The organism is Sphingobacterium detergens, assembly GCF_003610355.1.
GTDB classification, from domain to species: Bacteria; Bacteroidota; Bacteroidia; order Sphingobacteriales; family Sphingobacteriaceae; genus Sphingobacterium; species Sphingobacterium detergens.
In genome coordinates this window covers 977356-999080 of the sequence record NZ_RAPY01000001.1, presented here as the reverse complement: position 1 = coordinate 999080, position 21725 = coordinate 977356, and the positions used below count along the sequence as shown (strand labels likewise).

19 protein-coding genes are annotated in these 21725 nt (G+C 36.2%); 13 read left to right on the top strand and 6 right to left on the bottom strand.

Features of this window, described 5'->3' with window-relative positions; translation table 11 throughout:
• Nucleotides 1-152: 152 nt before the first annotated feature.
• From DFQ12_RS04350 to DFQ12_RS04340, 3 genes are all read left to right on the top strand, one after another.
• Nucleotides 153-980: a hypothetical protein gene (locus DFQ12_RS04350; protein ID WP_147420326.1), complete on the top strand. Its 828-nt coding sequence runs from the start codon at nucleotides 153-155 to the stop codon at nucleotides 978-980.
• A 238-nt stretch (nucleotides 981-1218) separates the two neighbouring features.
• A complete protein-coding gene (locus DFQ12_RS04345) occupies nucleotides 1219-1815 on the top strand; it encodes a hypothetical protein (protein ID WP_120257780.1) in 597 nt (198 codons plus the stop codon).
• Nucleotides 1816-1886: 71 nt separating this feature from the next.
• Nucleotides 1887-2162, top strand: a complete 276-nt coding sequence (locus tag DFQ12_RS04340) for a hypothetical protein (protein ID WP_120257779.1) — start codon at nucleotides 1887-1889, stop codon at nucleotides 2160-2162.
• Between the two features lie 190 nt (nucleotides 2163-2352).
• Here DFQ12_RS04340 and DFQ12_RS04335 read toward each other — a convergent pair whose 3' ends face one another.
• Complete coding sequence (locus DFQ12_RS04335) at nucleotides 2353-3018, bottom strand: hypothetical protein (RefSeq protein ID WP_120257778.1); 666 nt, start codon at nucleotides 3016-3018, stop codon at nucleotides 2353-2355.
• A 339-nt stretch (nucleotides 3019-3357) separates the two neighbouring features.
• Between DFQ12_RS04335 and DFQ12_RS04330 the strand changes: the two genes are divergently transcribed.
• From DFQ12_RS04330 to DFQ12_RS04320, 3 genes are all read left to right on the top strand, one after another.
• A complete protein-coding gene (locus DFQ12_RS04330) occupies nucleotides 3358-3996 on the top strand; it encodes a tetratricopeptide repeat protein (RefSeq protein WP_120257777.1) in 639 nt (212 codons plus the stop codon).
• 102 nt (nucleotides 3997-4098) lie between these two features.
• Nucleotides 4099-4740 carry a hypothetical protein gene (locus DFQ12_RS04325; protein WP_147420325.1) on the top strand — a complete coding sequence of 214 codons (642 nt, stop codon included), beginning with the start codon at nucleotides 4099-4101 and terminating at the stop codon, nucleotides 4738-4740.
• Nucleotides 4741-4891: 151 nt separating this feature from the next.
• A complete protein-coding gene (locus DFQ12_RS04320) occupies nucleotides 4892-5830 on the top strand; it encodes an SPFH domain-containing protein (RefSeq protein WP_120257775.1) in 939 nt (312 codons plus the stop codon).
• 43 nt (nucleotides 5831-5873) lie between these two features.
• Here the strand turns inward: DFQ12_RS04320 and DFQ12_RS04315 are convergent, their stop codons facing one another.
• The 3 genes from DFQ12_RS04315 to DFQ12_RS04305 are packed head-to-tail and all read right to left on the bottom strand — an operon-like array spanning nucleotide 5874 to nucleotide 7618.
• Complete coding sequence (locus DFQ12_RS04315; protein ID WP_120257774.1) at nucleotides 5874-6620, bottom strand: metallophosphoesterase; 747 nt, start codon at nucleotides 6618-6620, stop codon at nucleotides 5874-5876.
• A 27-nt stretch (nucleotides 6621-6647) separates the two neighbouring features.
• The gene (locus tag DFQ12_RS04310) at nucleotides 6648-6992 is read right to left on the bottom strand and encodes a hypothetical protein (protein ID WP_120257773.1); all 345 of its coding nucleotides are present in this window, start codon (nucleotides 6990-6992) and stop codon (nucleotides 6648-6650) included.
• A 2-nt stretch (nucleotides 6993-6994) separates the two neighbouring features.
• Nucleotides 6995-7618 (bottom strand): hypothetical protein, encoded by a 624-nt coding sequence (locus DFQ12_RS04305; RefSeq protein ID WP_120257772.1) that lies wholly within the window; start codon nucleotides 7616-7618, stop codon nucleotides 6995-6997.
• Nucleotides 7619-8070: 452 nt separating this feature from the next.
• On the opposite strand from DFQ12_RS04305, the gene DFQ12_RS04300 reads away from it, so the two are divergent.
• On the top strand, nucleotides 8071-8964 hold the full coding sequence (locus DFQ12_RS04300) for a class D beta-lactamase (RefSeq protein WP_120259217.1): 894 nt from the start codon (nucleotides 8071-8073) through the stop codon (nucleotides 8962-8964).
• A 265-nt stretch (nucleotides 8965-9229) separates the two neighbouring features.
• Here DFQ12_RS04300 and DFQ12_RS04295 read toward each other — a convergent pair whose 3' ends face one another.
• Nucleotides 9230-9607 (bottom strand): TfoX/Sxy family protein, encoded by a 378-nt coding sequence (locus DFQ12_RS04295; protein ID WP_120257771.1) that lies wholly within the window; start codon nucleotides 9605-9607, stop codon nucleotides 9230-9232.
• A gap of 317 nt (nucleotides 9608-9924) precedes the next feature.
• Nucleotides 9925-10380 carry an SRPBCC family protein gene (locus DFQ12_RS04290; RefSeq protein ID WP_120257770.1) on the bottom strand — a complete coding sequence of 152 codons (456 nt, stop codon included), beginning with the start codon at nucleotides 10378-10380 and terminating at the stop codon, nucleotides 9925-9927.
• Between the two features lie 652 nt (nucleotides 10381-11032).
• Between DFQ12_RS04290 and DFQ12_RS04285 the strand changes: the two genes are divergently transcribed.
• The 6 genes from DFQ12_RS04285 (at nucleotide 11033) to DFQ12_RS04260 (ending at nucleotide 21691) form a co-directional block, all read left to right on the top strand.
• Complete coding sequence (locus DFQ12_RS04285; protein ID WP_208642432.1) at nucleotides 11033-12250, top strand: enolase C-terminal domain-like protein; 1218 nt, start codon at nucleotides 11033-11035, stop codon at nucleotides 12248-12250.
• 219 nt (nucleotides 12251-12469) lie between these two features.
• Nucleotides 12470-13867, top strand: coding sequence for a L,D-transpeptidase family protein (locus DFQ12_RS04280; RefSeq protein WP_120257769.1), 1398 nt, complete (start codon nucleotides 12470-12472; stop codon nucleotides 13865-13867).
• 729 nt (nucleotides 13868-14596) lie between these two features.
• Nucleotides 14597-16969: a PSD1 and planctomycete cytochrome C domain-containing protein gene (locus DFQ12_RS04275; RefSeq protein WP_120257768.1), complete on the top strand. Its 2373-nt coding sequence runs from the start codon at nucleotides 14597-14599 to the stop codon at nucleotides 16967-16969.
• A gap of 34 nt (nucleotides 16970-17003) precedes the next feature.
• Entirely contained in the window at nucleotides 17004-18482 is a 1479-nt protein-coding gene (locus DFQ12_RS04270) for a DUF1501 domain-containing protein (protein ID WP_120257767.1), read from the top strand.
• Between the two features lie 13 nt (nucleotides 18483-18495).
• The gene (locus tag DFQ12_RS04265) at nucleotides 18496-20646 is read left to right on the top strand and encodes a c-type cytochrome domain-containing protein (RefSeq protein WP_120257766.1); all 2151 of its coding nucleotides are present in this window, start codon (nucleotides 18496-18498) and stop codon (nucleotides 20644-20646) included.
• A 19-nt stretch (nucleotides 20647-20665) separates the two neighbouring features.
• The gene (locus DFQ12_RS04260; protein ID WP_120257765.1) at nucleotides 20666-21691 is read left to right on the top strand and encodes an NHL repeat-containing protein; all 1026 of its coding nucleotides are present in this window, start codon (nucleotides 20666-20668) and stop codon (nucleotides 21689-21691) included.
• Nucleotides 21692-21725 lie beyond the last annotated feature (34 nt).

The following is a 21725-nucleotide window of genomic DNA, read 5'->3' as shown; positions in this document are numbered from 1 at the left end:
TTACAATTTAAGAAAAAACATTCATAAGCTAGATATAAGATCATTTCTATCTTACAGTCTTTCACATTTACAATACTAAAACATAGCTTTTTGTAGCGAGTAACTATTTCTTTTCCATACTTTTGACTTATAGAAATTAATAGTTCAAGTTTATGAAATCGACAACTACAATAATAGCATATGTTTTTGTACTCATGTTGTTGATTTCTTGTACAAGAAATCAGTCTAAAAGCATTTCAAACGATGAAGATATCAATTTAGCTAAAATTGATTCTACAGTGATCGATGGTCGAATACCTAAGCCTAAGTCTATCAGGAAACAAGGTGTGCAAAAATATATTGCTACATTGCATATTCCGTCAAAATATGTCGTAACAATTCCCTTAGAAATTAATGAAAGAAAGATAGACATTCGATTGCTACTCGCTAAGTCTGAAGATTTGTTAAGAGGAAAAAATTATACAATTGCTGAAATAGAGAAAGGGACAAATAGCTTTTTACCGATGTCTGCTTACAGATGTATTGAAGGAACTATTGAACTTCAGCATTGGCAAACAATAAATAGCGGTTCATATTATTATACCTATGGTTATTATAAGGATAAAGAATTTAAAGAAAATGAGTTTGTAAGTAGAAAAAGAATGACTTTTCGTAATGGAGATTATAATTTTATAACAATAATAGATATGGATAATGATGGATATGAAGACCTTCTTATTCTGGATCTAGAAAGCTCCATGAGAGACAATGATATGTACCAATTTTACAAGTGGTCTGAAAAAGAAAGTAAATTTATATTCGTGCCAGATTTTTTTGATAAAGCGGCTTTCTATGGATGGGACAAAACAGGGAAATATTTAATAACGGGTGTAAGTGACAGCAGAGAAAGAAAGCTTTATAAAAATAAAATCGTTCGGGGCAAACTGAAGACCATTGATCAATGTGTAGAATATGCTGTATCAGATAAACAATGCTGGTAAATATACATGTCATTCACTTTTAGTCTGTGCTGAGAATATAGAATATCGGGCGAAGCTATGCTGCCCAAATCGACAACAAAATTATTAGCATATGTTCTTCACAGAAATTTGTTGAAATGGCTCGGTAATGATATCCATCCAACTTTGAGCGAGGAGGAACTCTCTGCATTTATAGAAAAGGAGTTTTTAAATAGAAAATTGAGTTTAATCATTGAATAGATCTGAAAATAGAATAAGCATGCAAAAACTGTTTACACTACTGTTGATAACAGTATTTTTTTTCTTAGGCTGCGACAGCAAAACGGAAAAGAAAACTACAAAAATACCGCTAATAACAAAAAGTATTGGAGATGATGGCGCTATTATAGAAAAAGGCAAAGAAATTTTCAATTATGATCTAGACTTATTGGCACAGCTTCCTCTAAGAGATCTTCCAATAATCGACAGTACTACTTTCGACAATGTTGAAAAATCTGGAGTATATGACACAGGTTTTCTGAAACGCATAAAGTTTGATCCTGGATGTAACGATGCAACAGACTTCAGGTTAAAATATAAAATACCTTTCTCTGAAAATTTTACTTCCATTGTTGTTAGCTATCAGTGCGGTGAACACGAGCTCTTCACAACATTGATTACAGTAAATAAAAAATACCAAATCATCGATAGACTTCAAATTGCTTATGACGAAATAGCAGAATCTGCATTTGGTAAAAGGAGCCAAGTTGAAAAAGACAAAATAGTCATAACGAGCTCAAATTGGATGAATGAAGAACCCATTTTTGAAACAGAAACATATGTTTTACTAAACAATGGCAAGTTTAAAAAAATGTAAGTGCAATATATGAATATGATATTAGAATTTTACAAGAAAGCATACAAGGATGATTTAGACGTTTTTAAAAGATGATAAAATTGGAACAATATTACCCTGGGGATGAAGAATGGACTGCATTTTCCACGCTGTATAGGTCTATGCCCCAGCTAGCGGTATTAACGGAATTGAAAAATAGATTTCTTGACGAGTCTTTAGTCTATGTTATAGTAGGAATAGTTGGGGATGCGGCATTAGCATGGGCTGAAAGAAAAATACCAGCTTTGGATCATCTCCGTCCAGTAGATTGTGTTGGAAATACCGGGCTGGAAAGAAGATTAAAAACAATGTTGATGAGAATGGGCTAGTAGCATTAGGTATTTGAATACATCCTGACAAAAGTACAATTGACAACTGTAACATTAGTTAATTAGAGTGGGTTTCCATGGAAAGACTATCTTAACAATCGTCCAGTTGACAAGCAACAAGAATAAAAAGATCTTATCCCATAAACTTTAGAGAAGATTGGACTCATATCATTTGAATCAAATGGCTTCACTACTCTGCATTCCAATTTATTTCATTCATATAGCAATCCAATATTCTGTAAACTTTTATAGTATCATCTTCTGATAGATATCTTTTTGCGTCTTCCAAAGAGTCAAATTCTACATACATATCGTAATCATCTTTCGAAAATAATTGAAACTCAATTGTGTAAGTGCCTTTTTCTATTCGAAGGGCGTCGGTCTCTTTTTTATTAGCAGCGATAAGTAATTGCGTATTAGCTTCCAGTAGTTCAAAATTACCTTCTAATACAGAAGAATACCTTTTTAGTAGGTTTGCAATTTCGGTCAGATAAAATGTGTTAAGCTCCTGGCCATATTTATAGTATTGAGAGAATTTATTTTCAAAACATTTCGTATCAGAATTTTCCTCTATAGTGTCATATATTTCATCTAATCTTTTATTGTACCTTTTTATATTTTCGTTTTCAAGCTCGAGATTATCAATGTAATAGTTGTTTATTTTTGCCCAAATTGGGGTAGATACAATTGCTTCAAACCAAATATCAATCATTATATCATCTTTATGAGCCTCATAATGCATTTCATAAGCAATTTGGCGTTCTTCAAAATCTGAGAAACCATATTTTTTTTGCAAGAAGGAAAAAATAAGTTTGATGCTTTCAATAATATCTGTGTAAAAATTAGTTTCTTCCATGGGTTTATATTTCTTACTAAACTAGGATATAATCACGATATATTTTTAGATTTCTTTCAGGATTTATGATTGGCAATATGCGAACGGGTAATGGGAGAAAAACGGCAAATTATCAGATTCTAAGCAATTTTATTGCTGATGTAATAATGTGGAAATTGAAGTACGATATGAACAACCATTTACAGAGATTTATGGACAGTTTTAAGTAGTTCGATTTTCAGTTATATTTACATTATGTCAATAATCAGTTAAAAGGGCCTACAAGCTGTAAACAAAAAATAAACTTTACATATTTAAATCCTTTATCCTTATTTTTAATTCAATATATTATTTACAGCTATGAATAAGCATACAATTTTTGGAATATGGAACTTAATTTCTATTGCAATACTAATTGCATTTGCCTCATGTAATAGTTCTAATGAAGACAAAGCTGACCGTCTTAATAATGATGGAAAAACTGAGGAAGCAATCAAACATTATCAACTTGCCATCGAAGAGGGTAGTGTAGAAGCAATTAGCAAACTAGCATTATTGTACAGTAATACCCACCAGCCCGAAAAAGCTAAAAAATATTACATATTGGCATCGGAGAAGGGGGATAAAAAAGCAACAGAAACTCTTGCTAACTTCAGCCTAAGAGATGGATCTTACAACGATGTGATAACCTATCTTAAACCAATGGTGGAAGCGGGGGATACTACACAGGTTTACGCGCTAGGAAGTGCCTATATAAAATTGAAACAATATGACGAGGCAGTCCAAGTGTTGCTAAAAAATAAGGACAATGTCTATGTTAAGGCTATATTGGGTGAAGCTTATTATGAGCTTGGTGATCTAAAAAACGCCGAAAAATATTGGAAATCTGCCGTATACAAACATAAATCAGGAGGAATTAACTCTTATAACAAACTCTTAGAACTCTACCGCCAACAGGGTAGAGATGCAGATTATAAAGAACTTGAAGGGGCGTACTGATTAAACACAAAAAACGCTTGGCACATCGGGAAAATTTAATGAAAAGAAAATGCATTTACGGGATTTAGGGTGAACTCGAAAAGCAGGCCAGAACTAAACAAGATGGATAGAATTAATAAAAATTTTTACCCTTACCTTATATTCATTTTAATTGTAGTCCCAATGAGTGGATTCTCTCAAAGTGTTAAAAATAAAAACAATTATACTTATCAGGTTAGAGAAGAAAAGGGGGACTTAAATCACGATGGTAAAATGGACAAAATAACTGTGAAAATGGATACTGTTGATGAAACAAGGCCGTTGAGATTACAAGTTTTCCTGTCTCAGCCTAATGGAAAGCTAACGTTGGCGGTATCGTCCGATAAGATCATCGAACCGCAATTTCCTACTGAAAACTATGGCAAATTTAATGGCTTTCAAATTCCGAATTTCTTTATAGAAAAAGGAGTTTTAAAAATGTGGAGTGAAATTAAGGGAGGAAACATTACTTACCACTTCAAATATAACAAGGGCAATTTTGAATTGATTTATGTTGATAAGCTCACAAGCGACACAACTAAGGGCTATATTGACGAAAACACCATATTCACGGAAACAAAATTTAACCTGATTACGGGGGTTCGAACCGAATCCGATGAAAAATTAGGTTCAGCCGAAGCACCGAAAGTAAGAAAAAAAAGGGTTTTAATACGACCTTTACCCAAAATACAGGATTTTAAATTTTCTGATAAAAACCGATATTAATTATTGTCGATTGAATATTGCATTTGGAGATCATTTTACAGTCAATCTGAACAAAATTGAAAAAGTAACAAAGATAAAATAAAAGGAATTGCTGCTAGAATGACAATATAAAGACGTAAATTCGTGTATCACCAATAATAAATTTAAGAATATGATATATTTAGGAATTCTAATCTTTTTCGGACTTATTACCTTATTTGCTTCCTTTTATACTGTAAAACAAGAATCTGCAGCTGTGGTAGAAAGGTTAGGTAAATTTTTAAAAGTAAGCCACGCCGGTTTGCATTTGAAAATTCCGTTTTTTGATCAAATCTCCAAACGTCTGAATCTTAGAATAAAGCAATTGGATGTCATCATCGACACCAAAACATTGGATAATGTTTTCATAAAGATGAAAGTTTCTGTTCAGTATCAGGTGATCAGAGAGAATGTAAGAGATGCTTATTATCGTCTGGAAAATCCTGAAAATCAGATTACGTCTTATGTTTTTGATGTTGTGCGTGCTGAAGTTCCAAAAACAAAATTAGACGATGTTTTTGTAAGAAAAGATGATATTGCCATTGCCGTAAAAAGTGAATTGCAGGAAGCGATGCAAAGTTATGGTTACGATATTATCAAAGCTTTAGTGACAGATATAGACCCTGATGAACAGGTAAAACACGCTATGAACAGAATCAACGCTGCCGAACGTGAAAAAACTGCTGCAGAATATGAATCCGAAGCCCAAAGAATCCGAATTGTTGCTGTTGCAAAAGCTGAAGCAGAATCTAAAAAGCTTCAAGGACAAGGTATTGCAGACCAGAGAAGAGAAATTGCAAGAGGATTGGAAGAATCTGTGAAAATGCTCAATGCAGCTAATATCAACGCTCAGGAGGCTTCAGCTTTAATCGTGGTTACTCAGCATTATGACACGTTGAATGCTATTGGAGCCAATAGTAGGAGCAATTTGGTTTTACTTCCGAACTCGCCGACAGCTGCAAGCTCCATGCTAAATGATCTGGTTGTCTCCATGGCAGCAACACAAAAAATAGATGAATACAATAAAGATCAATCACCTGAACTTCCCAAAAATAGCGGTCATCAGGAATAGAAACTTAAAAGAGTTTGTTTCATAGGTATTGTTACTTTTTAGTTCATATATCAATAATCAGGCTGTTATTAAAACCATTATAGGCCTCATCAATATACCCATGCGGGTTACATATGATTTTAGTGTTACCTATTTTATATTGTATAGGTGTATGTATATGACCATGAATCCAATAGGAGGGTTGATGCTTTACTATAAAATCTTCCATATTCGAAGCGTATGCGGCGCTGATTGGATCATCTAAATATTTATTTGGTAAAGATTGTATTGTTGGCGCATGATGCGTTACAACAATATTATGTTTGGATGCACTGAGGCTAAGACTTTCCGCCAGCCATAACTTTGAAGTTTGGTGTATTCTAAAGGTGTCTATACTTCTCAATTTGCCATAGCTGTCACCCAACCTAATCTTTTTATAATCGTTCATTTGACTTTGGCACAACGATCCATATACAGCGGGATTGCCTTTTAAGGAAAAATCAGTCCAGAGTGTGCAGCCGTGGAAACAAACTTTATCAATTTCCAAAGATTCATTTTCCAATACGTGAATATTTGAGTTCCTTGCTACATCTTTAATTTTATGTAATGTTTTAGGATAAGCCCCCTTATAGTATTCATGATTGCCCAGCACATAAATGATAGGTATATCCAAAGAGAGCGATTTGAGCCAGCTGACTCCTTTTACACCTACATCAGTATCTCCGGCCAATATAAGAACATCAGCTACACGCAGATCGATATTGTTGTATCCAAACTCTCTATGTAGGTCACTGATAATATGGACTTTCATTTTTGGCTTTTGTCAAAGTTAATAAATTCAATGCCAATCATGGAAACAGAAACGGCATTGTCTTGCTGTTGGTGTCCTGGCCAATTTCCCACAATTGGGACAGTAATTAAAAAAGATTTGTGAAACATGATCATGTATTATACGCGCTGCCGTATCCTCATTAAATTTCTCTAGGCCATTATTCAATAAACTTAAAGCATTTTCGTCTTTGGTTAGCCATCCAGCTCTAAAGTAGACTCTCTTTATTTTGTCAATATCCTCATTTTGATCTATCTTTAAAAGTGAATGCGCATGTTTATATGCAAGCTTTTCTTTTGGAGACATCAAATGTAGGTAATGGTTTATGATGTAATCTTGTTTTTCTTTTTCCATAACTACGATATCTGAGTTTTCTTGATCAATTCTAATTTACGTGATCTTTCCCAAACACCATTTTCATCGAGAATTTTTAAATAGCTGTTCGTTGGTTCGTTAGCATGGTAATATTGATACAGTTGATCGGTTAATGCTGTGAGAAAGTCAAAAAAAACTAAAAAGTCTTCCTTAGAGTTGTAAAAACTGCCCCATTCGCCCAAAACCCAATGGAATATTTTGCTATCATCAGTTGTAATTGAAATTACAAGATTGGGCGTATCTACCTCGGTTTGTTTGTAATAATCGTACTTTTTCCCTCCAAGCAATGATATACTTCGCACGGGAATATTTATAGCGCTTATATTGGAAAATAAGACTGAACCGAAACAGGCACTAGTAAACCCTTCCTTATTTAGTGTAACGCTATCTGTCGACTGTCTTTCGGACGCTGTTCTAAACAGCTTATAAATAACAATTAACATTAACGGAAGGAAGATCAACAGTAGCCAGGTCGGAAAATATGGTTCCGAAGGTATGAGTAAAGTGCTGAATGTTAAAGTAATCATCAACAATGTTGAAAAAAACCAAATCAGAATCGCTGAGGTTTTGCTGCTGTTATTAAAACGAAATTGATAAGTCTTCATTTTAATCCATATTATCTTTTTGTCTAAGCTTCAAATTTTTCATACTTCCTCTTATTTAGTTGTTCGTTCTCCAGATTTAAAAGTCGGACTTGTTGGACCGCAACTAGAATGGAGTCTCTATAATCCCTAAACAAGTTCTTCAAGTCTGTAAAGGATTTTGATAATGAAAGATTCCTACTTGAAATGAAGTCTTTATTAGATTAAACCCAATTTACTATTTTTTTCAGTTTTATTATTCAATTAACACCGCAAGATATGTATATTGTATCTTGATGAGGGATAATTGATTTACATCTGATGAAGTTAAAAGATATGCTAGAGAATATTTTGATAAGAGGTTTCACAATTATTATGGAGCTTTTGACTAGTATATAAGTGTTTAAATTTATCATAATGAAGTCAGATGAAAAAGACAGCTTAAAATATTACAGATAATGATAACTTTTGGTCAGATGCGATTTATTCTCCCAATCTTCGGACTTATACCTTTTTTGGCTTTTAGCCAACCACAAGATACCTCTAAATCGAAAGGGGAGAAAATAGGGAACTCAGTACGCGTGAGATCCAACTTTAAGAAATATTTTGATGAGTGCCAAGTAGATGGTTCAATTGCTATTTACGACAACACTAAACAGACCTGGATTCTGTCAGATACTATTGGAACAAAGAGGGAAGTTCTTCCTGCTTCAACATTCAAGGTAATCAATATGCTTATTGCTCTAGAAACAGGAGTTATTAAAGATGAGAATGAGATCGTAAAATGGCCAGGGAAGACCGATACAATAAAATACGGTTACCGACCAAGTATCTATCATAATATGTCAGTAAAGGAAGCTTTTGAGGTTTCGGCCGGATGGGCGTTCGTTGAATTATCAAAGAAGATAGGCAAGGAGAGATATAGGAGTTATTTGACCAAATGTCGTTACGGAAATCTAGATCTTTCCCAATCCGATCCAGATTTCTGGAATTATGGTAAGTTTGCGATATCACCAATAAATCAAGTCACTTTTTTAAAGGAACTATATGATGGCACACTTCCTTTTTCGAAACGGAATATAGCTATTGTAAAACGAGTCATGCTTACCGAACAAAAACAGAGCTATAGTATTCGGTCTAAGACAGGATGGACAAGACAAGATGGAATCAATACTGGCTGGTGGATTGGCTACTTGACAACGAAAGACAATGTATATTTCTTTGCTACCCGACTACTACAAGATCGCAAAAACAATCAGTCATCTTTTGGCAAGTGCAGGAAGGAGATCACACTGTCGGTATTGAAAGATCTGGGGGTATTAGATCAAAATACGACGGGTCAAACGTCTATCAACAAAGTAAAGCATTAGAATAATCCCCATAATAGTAAGTATTACAAGCACTGGTACACTCCATTTTGTATAACAGATATCATGGTTTTAGAAATAGACCAGCGACTAATGGGTGAAAACAATGTAAAACTTAAGCTTTCATTAGCTGAAGTTAGCGGCTATCAATTGCCAGAAATATGCTCAATTATACTTGTGCCTAGAAATTAGGGGCAATTCAATAGCTTAATTGTGCTAATTACGAAGCTGCCATATGGATAGCACGAAGCCATAAAGTCAAGATAAACTACTTTACTTTTCTTTCAAAACGAGATTCTTCAATGCTCTTTTTCGAAGCTTTTGCTGACGGATTATAATCAAGACATATTTTAATCCAGTATTCAAAATCATCAGATTTTTGAAAACCATGAGGTTCTACGTAACAATACCCTTTGAGCTGTTTTCCTTTCATAATCATTGGCAAAAAGCCCTTTTTTTCCGAAACCTCATCCTCCAGTTCAGCGCTATAACGGCACATTAGATTGTTGTGGCTAATATTAATACACATTTTCCCATTTACAAGAAACGATAATCCGCTGAACATTTTCTTTTCCTCAACTTCAATATTTTCTTCTATTGAAAGTCTTTCACGGACCCGATTAACAAGTTCATTATTATAAGCCATCTTTTTAGTTTTTCTATTATTTACAAATTCAACCTATTTACTTTTTCCCGGATGATTTTGATATTTCTTGGAGTAACATTTCGATAAGTAAAATGTTTTGGAAAGGAATTTAAAAATATTCCTGCGTTATTATTCATCCATTAAAAGAGTAATCACTACCAATTTCATTATGGAGAGAGAGTTTACTATTACGATCCAATAATTGCCAACGTTGTTATCAGCAGAAATAATTCTAGTTATGTTATAATATGGTAAAACTAACGGATGATCGCAGTAAAATAAGAACTGAAAATTGAAGACAGTTAGTATTACTTCAATTATTTTACTTTTTTATTTATAAAAGGAAAACCTAAACCTGTTTCAATGAATGATTTTAGGCTGGCAGTAAATTGTTTCCATCCATCGGAGCAAACCTGATAACATTCAATTTCAGGATGTAAACCAATATGGGTAAGGTGTAATTCTACACAATTGTCCTTTTCGGCTATTTCCCAAATGATTGTTGTTCCAATCCATTCCCTTTTATTTTCTAATCCCGGAATAGCTAAGAAAGAATCTTCTACGTACCATACCACTTTTGTGTTAGGAGTAAGTTCATGTACTTTAAATTGTTTGAATACATGTTCCCCGAAATGGATTGTGAAAGACTTCCCCTCTTGATCTGATGCACCTTCAAACATCTCTGTCCACCATCGTGGAATATCATTGCTTAAGGCGTTGAATACACTTCTATTAGATGAGTTGAGTTTTATGATATTACTATAATTTTCCATATCGATTTTTTCCAATTTCCCTAAAAAGTCACTCGGCAATTAGAACTCCTACATTTTAATTTATAGCAGCTATTTATGCTGATTGCCCTCATATCTTATGAAATTAAATCCCCTAAATATGCATTCGAATTTATGTTTTAGTTTTTTATTACCTCTTAGCATAGGGCAAGTTTTAATCTCCTTTTAAATTTTGTGCACCCGAAAATTTCCTGACCAGATATCTTCACCTCGATTTCTTAGAGAAGTTTCATTAAATGCCATATTAGATACCGTCTTAAACGGAAGTTTTATTCCTCTTAGTTTTCCAATATTGATACCAAAATTCATATAGTTACACCTTTTGACATTATAGGTTCAATCGGTTGATTACTTGTGTTATAATGATAAAATTTGACAGCAAATTGAAACAGAAATGCTACTTAAATTTTTGTTTTTAATGTATTTTTCAAAAACTACTGTAAAACTTTAAATAATGCCTCATAATAATTGAGAAAACATCGAATAACCAATAAAGATTTAAAATAGGCAATTCACTCGCTAATTGCTCGCACACAATATTTTGTAAAAGCTTGATGAGCCAATAAGGACTAGTCCTAGCAATATAAGCAAGGAAAAATCAATTAGAATCAAATAAAAATAAAATAAACCAAAAATGAAAAGAAGAACATTCTTACAGGCCTTAAATTTAGGCATTGTATCCACAGAATTATATCATGGTGAAGGAAATGCCATGTCATTAACAGCTATCTTGAACAGTAACTTCCATGAAAAGGAACTTTCGTATCACCGGATACAGGAAATAAAATATTCAACCGTTCAAATGAAATATCCCCGCCTCGTAGGGAAAAATGCCCGACTGGATCTGCATGGTTATGGCCCCAATGTGGAAATCTGTGTTATCAAAACAGAGAAAGGTGCTATGGGGTGGGCTTCTTTACGAGGATCCAGAAAAGATGCTGAGCAGATTGAAAAGGAACTTATCGGTAAAAAAGTATCTGAACTTTTTGCTTCCAATATGGGCATTTTGAATGATAGGCACATCGCATTTGATATTGCCCTTCATGACCTTGCGGGAGTAATCTTGCAGAAACCAGTTTATGAACTACTTGGCCGCGAGAAGCCGTATACCACGGACTATTATAGTGGGATGATCTATTTCGATGATTTGGAGCCATCTGAAAAGCCTGCAGGTATAGACCGGATTCTGGAAGAGTGCAGATATGATTATGGAATAGGGTATAGACAATTTAAACTAAAGATTGGGCGGGGACACAAATGGATGCCGTTCGAGGAGGGACTCCAGCGTGATATTGAGGTAACCAATGCTGTGGCCAAAGCCTTCCCTAATTGTGGCATTTTAGTAGATGGGAACAATGGTTTTACAGTAGATCAATTCATCCAATATCTAAAGGGTATTCCATTGGTCAACTTATTCTGGATAGAAGAACCCTTTCATGAAACCGTTGCCGATTATCAAAAACTTAGAAATTACATCAAAGCCGCGGGAATAAGCACTTTGTTGGCAGATGGTGAAGCAGATCCCAATCCAGCGCTGCTTAAGGAACTCTTTGAAAAGAAACTATTGGACGTGCACCTTACAGATATCGAGGGATTGGGCTTCACGAACTGGAGAAGATTGATGCCGCAATTGAAGAAAATGGGTGCGCAGGCTTCCCCGCATGCATGGGGCTCTCTGCTTAAGTCCTACTATACGGCACATCTGACAGGAGGGCTTGGCAATACGGTTACAATAGAGGGGGTAACAAGCACGTCGGACGACGTTGATCTTTCAGGCTACAAGATCCAGAACGGCAAACTGATCCCACCATCCACAGCAGGTTTTGGAATGCCTCTACTAAAGAAAATATGATAAATGATCACAATTTCTTTATCCGCCCATATTCATGATGAGGCGGATTTTTAATCCCCAGTACTGACAGTCGAAATGCGGAGTAAGGGTAGTGAAAATAGTTGATTGTTGTGTTGATAATGCATCATATAGTTAGTAAGCTATTATTTTTTTAATGATTAATTTGTAACTGCAATAACGGAAATAATTTGTAATTTTAGTGTATTAAAATTCAAAATTATGAAAGCATTTCTGAATTTTATAGCGATCTTTCTTAGTATTATCACTACAGCGATTTACGCGCAAGATTTAAAGGTAACTAACGAGATCAGCTCATTTCTTAAGGATAGTCTCAATCTATCCAATTTAAACTACCCAAAATCAGTCATCCGGTTCTACACCACAAACAATTATGAATATCTCTGGCTAAATGACAAACAAAAGATAGATCAAGCATCAATTGCTTTATCCTTACTCATACAGCCTAATCGCTTTGGGTTATTACCATCAGATTATCACCTAGAGAACCTCTCGCTTGAGAGACTGAAAGAGTTAAGAAGTTCTTCTCCCGAAAAACAGCAAAAAGAGAAAGCACAATTTGAGATATTGATGACAGATGGACTCCTTTCTTTTATCAATAATCTTCATTTTGGTAAATATAATCCACTATATCAGCCATCTTATGTTGATAGTGTTAGAATTAATGGGTTTTGTGCCGACGAGATATTATCTGATGCAGGGCGGCAGGACGGCTTTCTGAATTTGGTACACGAGGCTCAGCCTAAGTTTAAAGCTTACCAGGCTTTTCAGGATTATTTGGATCAAGCATATGCAGCCAATAATACAATGACCTCACCGGCTGAAATGGAAAAAATTCTAATCAACATGGAACGGCTAAGGTGGATCAATACACAAAGCTTAGATTATATTTTGATAAATATCCCATCATACACTTTAGAATTCCATTACAACAGTAATGTGTCGGAATTTAAAGTCGTTGTTGGGAAGCCCAAAACGGCAACTCCTATTTTGGAAAGTGAAATAAATTATTTTTCAACAGCTCCAGATTGGAGAGTTCCACAAAGTATATTCCTGAATGAAATTTTGCCTGAAATTTTGGAAAACAGAGCTTATCTCCGAGATAACCATTACTCGATCTATGATGAAGCAGGAGACAAAGTCATTGTGAATGTAGCCACATTAAAAGAAATCAGTAAAAACCCAAAACAATATCGTGTACAGCAATCCTCCGGTAATCATAATGCATTGGGCGCAATCGTCTTTAGATTTCAGAATTCGCACGGCGTCTATATCCATGATACTCCGCAAAAGCAGTTCTTCAATAAAGATAATAGGGCGCTTAGTCATGGCTGCATAAGGGTTCAGAATCCTAAACTGCTGGCAACTCAGCTGTTGGAATTCGATAATTCAAAAGATAAAATTCCCGCGTTCGAATATGCAGTTAAAACGTATGGTAAAATGGATATTGTTTTGAAGCAGCCTGTGCCCATTATCATCACTTATTTGACTATGTTGATAAAAAATGGAAAACCAACTACATACAACGATATATATCAACTAGACCAATCTCTGGAAGATCTATTTAATGAAAATATGCCAAGGATGATTGCACCTTGAAATGTAAAATAATCTTTCAATCCTAAGTCCTAAATGAGACTAAAGTAATCACTTCAATAATCTCAATGATTTATTCAATTGTTTGTTGGCTGGTTTAGTCACGGATAATTGCAGTCTATTGGAACGATTCAGGTACACCTGATAGTCAGTGATGCGATCGCATGGAATTGACAAAAGAACACATAAGAAACTCTCAGAGGGATACATCTGCTCCAAATGCCCCGGAACTACAACAAACACTTTTAAATGACCAGAAAGCTGAGGTCGCTGATCAATAGTTTCGCGGGGGGCTTAGCTAATTAAAAATCAAATCCTCTGCTTATCACCAAGTCTATATGTGTATACATATAGACTTATTTGTTTGGATATATAGTAGCGGATGTTTATATTAGCCTAAACTTAAATAAAAAACGTTCTATTTCATACCATAATTAAGCATTGGAGAGTTTTTATAGCAATATTATTATACTATTCGATAGCATGAATTACAAATTCAACGCTTAATGTAGTGTAACTTTTATATAGTAAGTTCTTGAAATTAAGTTTTATAGTTTCCGATATACGGCCATTCACAGGTAGTAATAAAGAAAAAAACACGAATTAGGGTAATGGAATATCAGATGTGCATAATAATCCATTAAACTAATAATAACCAATATAAATAGATAACACATAGTAGACATTATTCAAGCGACTGTTTGTTTTGTGTCTTAAGATTTAAACTAAAGTATGATGACTAGAAGATCTTTTTTTTCTAAAAACAATTCATGGGTAATCATCTCAGTTTTGGGTAGTTTAGCGATCATAGTTTCTTTGTTAACGATGTGTAGCCCGAGTTCAGAAACCTCAACTTCAAGTTCCGGCACCAATGTTTTACCGAAGTTTGTGGATTATAATTACCACATCAAGCCTATTCTTTCTGATAAATGTTTTGCGTGTCACGGTCCCGATAACAATACAAGGGAAGGAGGTTTGCGCCTAGATACTAAAGAAGGGGCGTATAAAGCATTATCGGAAAGTCCTGATAAGCATGCGATTGTTCCAGGTAAACCACACATCAGTGAAGCTTTTTTGAGAATTACAACAAAAGATGAGTCTATTCGTATGCCTCCGATTGCCGCTAATCTCCCCTTAACTAATTTCGAAATAGAACTTATTGAACAATGGATTAAACAAGGTGCTGTATATAAACCACACTGGGCATTTACCGTTCCAGTAAAACCCGAAATGCCACAAACGAATGAGATAAAATGGGGGAATAGTGAAATTGATAGATTTATATTGGACAAGATGGTTAAGGCTGGTTTTAAGCCTAATCCTGAGGCAGATAAAAACCGCTTATTACGTCGAGTGAGCCTCGATCTAACAGGTTTACCTCCTGAGGAAAAGGTCATGGAGCGATTTCTTAATGATAAATCGAATAAGGCTTACGATCGGCTGATAGATGATTTAATGGCGTCTAAAGCATATGGAGAACAAATGGCGCTTCACTGGATGGATGTTGCCCGGTACGCAGACTCGTATGGATACCAAGATGATGATATCCGGACACAATGGCCATGGCGGGATTGGGTTATTCATGCTTTCAATAAAAACATGCCTTATGACCAGTTTGTTACTTGGCAATTGGCGGGAGATTTATTGCCTAATCCGTCTAAAGAGCAACTCTTAGCAACAGCATTTAATCGGAATCATAAGATCACTGAGGAAGGTGGTGTTGTTGATGAGGAATATCGAGTTGCTTATGGACTCGATAAAACAAACACTTATGCAAAAGGTATATTGGGAATTACAATGGAGTGTGCGCAGTGCCATGATCATAAATATGATCCCTTTACCCAGAAAAATTATTATGGGATGTATGCCTTTTTTAATAACTCTTTGGAGAAAGGTTTAGAAGGACTTGTAAACTCTGGACCTTCGAAAACACCACGACTGACAGTCACAAAAGAAGACGTTAAAGGGATATTAAACTTTATAAACAAATTGGATGATGACGCAGAGGTGTCTGTCTCTGTAATGGGCGAGCGTGATACTGTCAGACCAACGTATGTTCTTGATAGAGGTGTTTACGATGCCCCAGGAGAGCGGGTATATCCGCAGACACCAGAAGCTATTCTACCATTTGATAGTAAAAAATATGTTTCAAACCGTTTAGGATTGGCACAATGGACATTTAGTGACAGAAATCCACTTACCTCGCGTGTGTTTGTCAATCAAATGTGGGCGATGATCTTTGGTCGTGGATTGGTCGCTTCTGTCGCTGATTTCGGTAACCAGGGTGATCTGCCCAGTCACCCCGAATTATTGGATTGGTTAGCGCTGGATTTCCAGAAAAACGGATGGAATGTAAAAAGATTAATCAAACAATTGGTCAGTACGGCAACTTATAAACAGTCTTCTCAAATTACAGCCAAGCACCTGGAAAAAGATCCGGATAACATTTATCTGGCACGGGCTAAACGCTTACGATTACCTGCCCAGATGATTAGAGACCAAGTCTTAGCGACTAGTGGTCTGTTAAACAAGACTATCGGTGGGCCGAGTATCAAACCTTATCAGCCTGATGGCATCTGGGAGGTTAGCAGCTCAGGGCGGGGCACGTTGGCCCAATACGTACAGGACCATGGTAAAGACTTATACAGGAGAGGATTGTATGTGTTTTTTAAGCTGACTTTACCGCCACCTAATATGTTGATTTTTGATGCGAGTAATCGGGATGCATGTCAGGTGCAACGAACAAGGACAAATACCCCTTTGCAAGCTTTGGTTATGATGAATGATCCAGCAGTATTGGAGGCTGCACGAGTGTATTCAACACACTTAATTAATAGTGCCCCAAATAAGACGCAATCCGATTATATAAAAACAGCTTTTAAACGTGTACTATGTCGGGATGCAACAGAAAATGAACTGAAGCTGCTGAACCAATATTACAGCGAGGAAATAGATCGCTTCAGCAAAAGAAAAGATGCTGCAAAAGCATTTCTTCGTGTTGGAGAGGCTCCGCTCGACGATCGTATTCCAAAGGAAAAGCTAGCAGCATTAATGTCAGTGGTGCATGCCATATATAATTTGGAAGAAACATTGACTAAAGGGTAAATGAACAGGTAAAGAAGACTTTAAATTGATTGTTATGAAAAAGAAGCTAGATTCCAATTTTGAAAAAGAAGTGCGAGAAGCACAGTTATTTCAAAATCGTAGGCAATTTCTTTCTAGTTTAAGTATTGGTATTGGGAGTGTAGCATTGGGGGCGCTGTTGATTCCTGATCTTTTCTCCGGGAAACCCGGAAGTCAGGAGGAATTTGAAAAGGCCTTGCCGCATTTTGCTCCCAAAGCAAAGCGTGTCATTTACCTTTTTCAGTCTGGAGGCGTCTCTCAGTTGGAGTCATTCGATCATAAGCCAAGATTGAGAGAAATGATGGGACAAGACCTTCCCGCATCTATTCGTGGGAATCAAAGGCTTACAGGGATGACTGCTGGCCAGGCGAAATTTCCACTTGTCGGTTCGTATTTTGATTTTGCTCAATACGGGCAGAGTAGGGCATGGGTGAGTAGTCTGTTTCCATATATGGCCAAGGTGGTAGATGATTTATGTATAATCAGATCAATGCATACAGATGCTATTAACCATGATCCGGCAATTACTTTTTTTCAAACCGGATCTCAGCAAGGTAGTAGAGCGAGTATGGGGGCCTGGTTGAGTTATGGATTAGGAAGTGAAAATCAAAATCTACCTGGCTTTTGCGTGCTTGTCTCCAAAGGGAAAGGAAATGGTCAAGGCGTATATTCCAAGCTATGGACGAATGGATTCCTGGATTCGGTTCATCAAGGTGTTCAATTTATGGGAGGGCCAGATCCTGTTCTTTATTTGAATAATCCCGAAGGCACAGATAAAATGAGCAGAAGAAAATTATTGGATAAGCTTGCTGAACTCAACAGCATGCAATATGAAACCTTTGGTGATCCTGAAATTACAGCTAAAGTACAACAATATGAAATGGCTTATCGAATGCAGACCTCTGTTCCGGAGGTAACTGATCTTTCAAAAGAACCGGATCATATTATCAAAATGTATGGGTCAGAATGTTTAGTTCCAGGCACCTATGCCGCCAACTGTTTGCTTGCTCGGAAGTTATCCGAAAATGGTGTTCGATTTGTACAATTGTACCATCAGGGATGGGACCAGCATGGTGGACTACCAAGCGAAATGGCACTACAGGCAAAAGATGTAGATCAAGCATCCGCCGCATTAATTACCGATTTGAAACAACGAGGTCTGTTGGATGAAACGCTCGTGATTTGGGGGGGTGAGTTTGGAAGAACAAATTATTGCCAAGGTGGGCTTACCGTGGATAATTATGGGCGAGATCACCATCCGCGCTGTTTCAGTATCTGGATGGCTGGAGGTGGGATCAAACCAGGCATAGTCTATGGAGAAACCGACGAATTGGGCTACAATATCGTGAAGAATCCTGTTCATGTACATGATTTCCATGCAACTATACTCCACACATTGGGCATAGATCACGAAAAATTAACCTATAAGCACCTTGGTCGACGATATCGTCTTACCGATGTTGCTGGAAACGTTGTCAAAGATATTCTCGCCTAAATAGAAACGTTAGATGACTTTAAAAAATTCGCATTTCAATATTCTACTAGGCTTGAATAGCTTTATTGTGTTCTTCTTAATCTTTGAAGAAAAAATAGAAGTTCCTGTTTTTCTTCAGGTTATCGGTAGGATGCACCCCTTGTTATTGCATTTTCCAATTGTATTGCTAATTATTTCCTGGCTAATATTTTTGTTTAGAAATAGATTGGAAAAGGAAGTTCCAACGATTAAATCTATCATTAACACATTATTTTTCATCAGTTCTTTATTGACAGCAATTACCGTAATTATGGGGCTGATGCTCTCAAAAGAGGGCGGATTTGAGGGGAGCAGTTATGACTGGCATAAATATGGTGGCGTGTTTCTTTCAATACTTTCACTTGGGCTTCTGGGTTACTTGAGGTTCAGGAAAAATAAAGATTATCACCCGGTCTTTGTTGTTGGAATTAATATAACCGTGATTTTATTGTTAATGGTTGGACACTTTGGTGCAGCACTCACTCATGGCGAAGATTTCATAAGCAGTCCTTTAATTAGCAAGGAATCGAAAGCGCTTGATGTCGAAAATGCGATGGTTTTTGAAGATGCAGTCCTGCCAATTTTCCAAGCCAAATGCATGGGGTGTCATAACTCCAACAAACCTAAGGGCGGTCTCATCTTGTCTGATTCCACAGCGATATTAAAGGGAGGGAAAAATGGTAAGCTATTCATTGCCGGAAACCCAATGAATAGTTTGATGATTGAACGTTTGTTGTTGGATATCGAAAATCAACATCGTATGCCTCCTAAAGGTAAGCCACAGCTGACCATCGATGAAATAGCGTTGTTAAGAGCGTGGGTTAAAAGCGGAGGAAAATTTAATGTGCCTCTAGCGGCATTTAGCGAACAAGATACATTATTTCAATCTGCAAAATCTGTTTACGGATTTCAAGGGACTGAAAATTATGAATTTGCGGCAGCGGACGAAGATGAAATCAAAAAATTAATAACGCCTTATCGAATTATTCATCCTTTAGAGGCTGGCTCTCCGGCATTGGATGTTAATTTTTATGGAAAGGATTTTTTTAAAAGTCAATCTTTATCGGAAATTCTACCGATTGCTGAACAAGTAGTCTCCCTTAACCTAAGCGGAATGCCCATAAATAAAGAGGATATTCAAACCTTAGGGAAATTTAAAAACTTGGGCACCTTGAATCTGAATAATACAAAATTGTCGAATGAGAATGTTCAGTCATTAAGTGCTATTGCAAGTTTAAAGAATATCAGTTTAATTGGTACTCAGGTAAATAAAAGCGGTTTGGAGAAACTTGCAAAAATGCCAAACCTTCGAAAGCTCTATGTTTGGAATACCGCAGTAAAACTGGATGAACTGGATGCAATCCGAAAAGCCTTTCCAAAGTTGAGAGTTGATGCAGGAATTAAATTTGATGAGCATCAGAAATTAGCCTTAACAGTCCCGAAAATTAGTCCCGCAAGAAGTTTTTTTCAAAAAGAAATGCTGCTGTCGCTAAGTCATCCAGTGAGTGGTGTACAGTTGCGGTATACGTTGGATGGAAGTAACCCTGATAGCATTACAGCATCAATTTACAAATCACCCATTCGAATTCAGAAAGATGCGAGATTACGTGTCAAAGCAATTAAAGAGGGCTGGTTACCCAGTAATGAAGTTAGCCAAGATTTTTATGCTGCGTTTATCATACCCAACAAAGTAAATTTAGAGAGTAAACCAAACCGATTATATAAAGCTAGAAAAGAACAAAGTTTTTTCGATCTTGAGAGCGGAGGGAATAATCATGCTGACGGCAAATGGCTCGGATTCCAGGGAAATGATCTTTCAGCGAGTATGTTCTTTGATACTCCAATAAAATTGAATTTTCTTGCATTAAGTATTAAACAGGAGTATAACCAACATATCTATCCGCCTCAGTACATAGAAGTTTGGGGAGGAACGGACACATCAAATATGAAGTTGTTGAATAAGGTAACAGTAGATTTGGAAAAAGCAGATAAAATGAGAAAGAAGAGAATGGTTACTTTTAATCTGCCAGATCTAAAAGTAAGTGTTATCCGATTAAAAACTAAGCATTATGCCAAAATTCCTGAAGGATTCGCTGGAACAGGAAACCCACCTTGGCTTTTTGTTGATGAAATAGTATTAAAGTAATTTATAATCTCATTTAAACATGAATAGAAAAACATTTATCCAGAGATCCAGTTTGCTGGCAGGGGGGCTTATCATCATGAAAGATCTTTTTGCAAGACCCAAAGAAATGCAGTATGGCCACAATAACATGAAATATACCTTGGATAAAAGCTGGGCAACAAAACATTCACCCAATCTGACCGTTAAGGACTGTCATGAAATGGTGCAAGATAAAAAAGGGCGGTTGTTATTATTGACCAATGAAACCAAAAATAATATCATTATTTTTAATAAGGACGGTCGGGTTCTTGAAAGTTGGGGGCATGAATTTCCAGGTGGCCATGGCCTGACCATTCATGACGAAAACGGGACGGAATTTCTATATATTACAGACAATGAGAGACACCAGGTTTACAAGGTTGACCTTAACGGTAAGATACTTTTGACCATAGATGCGCCGTTGGGCATTGGCTTATATAGTAAAAAAGAAGAATTTATACCAACAGAAACTGCAATTGACAATAACGGAGATATCTTTATTGCCGACGGATATGGCGCCCAGCATATTTTACACTATGATAGTAATGGTAAATTAAAAAATCATTTTGGAGGTAGAGGTGAAGGTGATTCCTTTTTGGATAATGCACACGGAATTTGTTTTGACCAACGAAATGGCAAGAAATCGCTTTTAGTCACAGATAGGGCCAGAAATTGCTTTAAGCGGTTTGATACGACGGGTAAGCTAATCGAGATCATAAGTTTACCTGGTGCAGGAGTTTGTAGACCCGTAATAAAAGGAGATAATCTTTATGCAGCTGTTTTGCGTTCTCCGAATATGAATGTCGAGAATTCCGGTTTCGTAACGATCCTGAACAAGAAAAATAAAGTAGTTAGTAATATTGGAGGAACCGAACCTATTTATAAAGATGGGAAACTTCAGCTTATCCAACAGCAAGATAAAATATTCGCTCATCCTCACGATGTATGTGTGGATGATGATGAAAATTTATATGTTGCTCAATGGGCATCTGGCAAAGTCTTTCCTTACAAATTAAATCGGGTTTAGGGATCTAGGTTCTGTACATTCGTCATAGACATAA

Coding starts and splice junctions, on each gene's coding strand:
- DFQ12_RS04280 (WP_120257769.1), top strand. CDS start 12,470: ATGAAAGCATTTCTGAATTTTATAGCGATCTTTCTTAGTATTATCACT.
- DFQ12_RS04330 (WP_120257777.1), top strand. CDS start 3,358: ATGAATAAGCATACAATTTTTGGAATATGGAACTTAATTTCTATTGCA.
- DFQ12_RS04340 (WP_120257779.1), top strand. CDS start 1,887: ATGATAAAATTGGAACAATATTACCCTGGGGATGAAGAATGGACTGCA.
- DFQ12_RS04300 (WP_120259217.1), top strand. CDS start 8,071: ATGCGATTTATTCTCCCAATCTTCGGACTTATACCTTTTTTGGCTTTT.
- DFQ12_RS04315 (WP_120257774.1), bottom strand. CDS start 6,620: ATGAAAGTCCATATTATCAGTGACCTACATAGAGAGTTTGGATACAAC.
- DFQ12_RS04310 (WP_120257773.1), bottom strand. CDS start 6,992: ATGGAAAAAGAAAAACAAGATTACATCATAAACCATTACCTACATTTG.
- DFQ12_RS04285 (WP_208642432.1), top strand. CDS start 11,033: ATGAAAAGAAGAACATTCTTACAGGCCTTAAATTTAGGCATTGTATCC.
- DFQ12_RS04345 (WP_120257780.1), top strand. CDS start 1,219: ATGCAAAAACTGTTTACACTACTGTTGATAACAGTATTTTTTTTCTTA.
- DFQ12_RS04290 (WP_120257770.1), bottom strand. CDS start 10,380: ATGGAAAATTATAGTAATATCATAAAACTCAACTCATCTAATAGAAGT.
- DFQ12_RS04260 (WP_120257765.1), top strand. CDS start 20,666: ATGAATAGAAAAACATTTATCCAGAGATCCAGTTTGCTGGCAGGGGGG.
- DFQ12_RS04275 (WP_120257768.1), top strand. CDS start 14,597: ATGATGACTAGAAGATCTTTTTTTTCTAAAAACAATTCATGGGTAATC.
- DFQ12_RS04295 (WP_120257771.1), bottom strand. CDS start 9,607: ATGGCTTATAATAATGAACTTGTTAATCGGGTCCGTGAAAGACTTTCA.
- DFQ12_RS04325 (WP_147420325.1), top strand. CDS start 4,099: ATGGATAGAATTAATAAAAATTTTTACCCTTACCTTATATTCATTTTA.
- DFQ12_RS04335 (WP_120257778.1), bottom strand. CDS start 3,018: ATGGAAGAAACTAATTTTTACACAGATATTATTGAAAGCATCAAACTT.
- DFQ12_RS04270 (WP_120257767.1), top strand. CDS start 17,004: ATGAAAAAGAAGCTAGATTCCAATTTTGAAAAAGAAGTGCGAGAAGCA.
- DFQ12_RS04265 (WP_120257766.1), top strand. CDS start 18,496: ATGACTTTAAAAAATTCGCATTTCAATATTCTACTAGGCTTGAATAGC.
- DFQ12_RS04350 (WP_147420326.1), top strand. CDS start 153: ATGAAATCGACAACTACAATAATAGCATATGTTTTTGTACTCATGTTG.
- DFQ12_RS04320 (WP_120257775.1), top strand. CDS start 4,892: ATGATATATTTAGGAATTCTAATCTTTTTCGGACTTATTACCTTATTT.
- DFQ12_RS04305 (WP_120257772.1), bottom strand. CDS start 7,618: ATGAAGACTTATCAATTTCGTTTTAATAACAGCAGCAAAACCTCAGCG.